3 protein-coding genes, 2 pseudogenes and 1 other annotated feature are annotated in these 2,644 nt (G+C 60.8%); of the genes and pseudogenes, 1 reads left to right on the forward strand and 4 read right to left on the reverse strand.

Annotated elements, in window-relative coordinates:
* On the forward strand, positions 1-588 hold a 588-nt coding region (locus tag Q4610_RS21585), incomplete at its 5' end, for a TonB-dependent receptor domain-containing protein (protein WP_304537828.1).
* Positions 589-876: 288 nt separating this feature from the next.
* On the opposite strand, the gene Q4610_RS21590 is transcribed toward Q4610_RS21585, so the two are convergent.
* From Q4610_RS21590 to Q4610_RS21605, 4 genes and pseudogenes are all read right to left on the reverse strand, one after another.
* Positions 877-1,470: a plasmid pRiA4b ORF-3 family protein gene (locus Q4610_RS21590; RefSeq protein ID WP_304537829.1), complete on the reverse strand. Its 594-nt coding sequence runs from the start codon at positions 1,468-1,470 to the stop codon at positions 877-879.
* Positions 1,467-1,676, reverse strand: coding sequence for a transposase domain-containing protein (locus tag Q4610_RS21595; RefSeq protein WP_425262599.1), 210 nt, complete (start codon positions 1,674-1,676; stop codon positions 1,467-1,469). The genes Q4610_RS21590 and Q4610_RS21595 overlap by 4 nt, the downstream gene beginning before the upstream one ends.
* Positions 1,677-1,706: 30 nt before the next feature.
* Positions 1,707-2,137 (reverse strand): annotated as a pseudogene (locus Q4610_RS21600) (IS66 family transposase); the annotation flags it as partial.
* Positions 2,126-2,644, reverse strand: a pseudogene (locus Q4610_RS21605) (transposase); the annotation flags it as partial. The pseudogenes Q4610_RS21600 and Q4610_RS21605, both read right to left, overlap by 12 nt.
* Positions 2,285-2,401 (reverse strand) — a sequence feature (AL1L pseudoknot). Its footprint overlaps the pseudogene before it by 117 nt.

The raw sequence follows: 2,644 nt of genomic DNA on the forward strand, positions 1-2,644 counted from the left end.
AACGCCGCTCCCTTATCGGAGCGGAACGTCGTTCCTCGCATGGGCGATCGTCAACAACAACCAGCCCGTTCCCGACGTGTTCTCCAAGATGACCAAAATCGCAGCTTCGGGCCGACTGGGCCTACCTGGCGCGCGGCAAGGGGCCTGACCCTAAACACATCGGTTTCTTATCTCGATGCGAAGATCAAGGAGCTGACGACCTTTGACGACGAGCCTGCGACGCGTGGGATACGGAACACCGCGGGAAATCCTCTGCCCAATTCGCCGAAGTTCACGGTAAACCTGGGCGCGGAATATGGCTTCGACACGTCGCTCGGGCGGTTCTCGCTCCGCGGTGAGATGTTCAGAAGCGCCTCCTACAATTTCCGCCTGTTCAACAATCCGATCGATCGGCAGCGTGCCTATTCGATCTTCAGCGCCTTCGTGACCTATGCCGATCCGAACGACCGGTTCCAGATGCGCGCATTCGTCAAGAATATCGGGAACACGCATTATCTCGACAATTTGATCTATGCGCAAACGACCGGCGTTGCCGGAAATTACGCGCGCCCCCAGGAGTGGGGCGTGTCCGTATCTGCCAAGTTCTGATTTGGCGCCTTCTTTGCTGATACAGGAAGCGGGGTGCGAGCGGTGACCAACGAAGCGCCGCCCACCCGACCCACGCTTCGGCGGCGGCCCCGCTTGACCCAGATCAGCAAAAGGAAGCGCCACCGATCAGTAAGCGATGTCTGACGGCCACCTTGCACGCCGGGCCTCCGCCGAGATGATTGTCGCTCTTTGAGTGGGGTGGCGGGTGTTGGACGAGATCGAAGATTCAGCAAGTGGTGCATCACCTGGACTGTAAGCGCCAACGGAAGGCGGCGTTGACGCGTCGTGTCAGGTTTTCCGGCGTGTCCGCGGCGCCCATTTTTTCGCGAGCGCTTCCAGCCTTGCTTCGATCAGGGGTATATCGGGCTTGGCGTTGGGATCATGGTCGTCGCCGAGGGTCTCCAACGCTTCTTCGTAATATTCATGATGTGGATCGCCGAGCGCTTCGAGCTTTTCAGCGTAACCCCATGGGCCGCCACAGTCCTCCGGCGGCCTCATGCCTATTGCATCGACGATGAGCGGATATGTCAGGTGCGGGCTCGCCGGGCTGATGCGTTCGATCTTGACGCTATGCTCCCAGGCGTCGCCAAAGTCATAGAGATATCGGAAGGTCTTGCGCCTCGTATCCGCCAGGACCTGGGCGAGCGTGGCCTTACGGGCGTCGAACGGCCCGTCGAAGCCATATTCAGGATCAGGGATGCCGAAGCCGGTCTGCCCGAAGCTCATTTCCCACAGGTGAGAGTCCGTCCACGAGAAGGCGGTCTGGATGACGGTGTGCAAGCGGTCGAGCCGGATATTGAGCGGCACCTCCAGCGTTCGGCTGACGGCCGGTGTGACATCGTCCAGCGTAATCTTCATCCGCACCACAGTGCCGTTGCTCACGCAGCCTTCTCCAGATCGTTGCTCAGCTTTGATACCTGCCATCTCCAGGGTAAAAAGTCATCGATCCGATTGATCGGGTAGTTGCCGATGCGCTCGATGACGTCGATGAACCGCACTTCAGGCTCGACGCCGTTGAGGCGGCATGTACCGGCCAGGGAGTAAAAGAGCGCGGCCGCCTCTCCCCCCTTCATGGAGCCGACGAACATCCAGTTCCGACGCCCGAGCGCGACACCGCGCAGGGCATTTTCCACAAGATTGTTGCTGATCTCGAGCCGACCGTCGTCGCAGTAGCGGATCATGGCCTGCCATAGCGACACGCACGTGCCAGATTGCTGTCGGAAGACAGGCCACGGTTCTGTGTTTCGAGCCAGACGCGCAAAGCCTCCAGCTTCGGCACCGCCTTGATCTGGCGGATGCGTCTTCGCTCATCAGGTGGCGCACCCTTGATATCGCGCTCGATGGCGAAGAGCTCGGCGATCCGCACGACTGCCTCCGCCGCGATCGGCGACGGACTTTTCTCCAGAATGTCAGTAAATTTCCGGCGCGCATTGAACCGCACCGGGTTTGCCGGAGGCATTGGGTTGTGAGTCACGCTGCCATATCGATGTTGTCTGCGGCAGCATGATATTGTTCTTCGGCTTCGGCAGGCGGGATGTTCCCGCATCATTTGCCGCCAGACCTTGCGCACGCCGTAGACCGCGAAGTTCTCGGCGAATAGGCGCGCGACCTCGGGCTTCACGACGACGTCCCGCTGCGCCCGCGCCGACAGGCGTGTCGGGTCCTGCCGCTGCGCGATGCGCTCGTGATAGGTGGATGGGGCGATCGGCAGGACGCGGCAGATCGGCTCGACCCCATAGGCATCGCGGTAATCGTCGATGAACGCGATCATCGCTTGAACGGGCGGTCGAGCTCCGCCTGGGCAAAATAAGCCGACGCCTTGCGCAGTATCTCATTGGCTTGGCGCAACTCACGGACCTCGCGCTCCAGCGCCTTCATCTTGTCAGCGACTTCTGTAGGAACGCCCGCGCGCTTGCCGCTGCCGACCTCAGCTTTCTTCACCCACTCATGCAGCGTCGGCGGCGAGCAGCCGATCTTCTCGGCAATCGATACAACCGTTGCCCAGCGCGATGGATGATCCCGCTCGTGATCCAGCACCATCCGGATCGCTCGATCG

Source organism: Sphingobium cyanobacteriorum, from assembly GCF_030580935.1.
Lineage (GTDB): Bacteria > Pseudomonadota > Alphaproteobacteria > Sphingomonadales > Sphingomonadaceae > Sphingobium > Sphingobium cyanobacteriorum.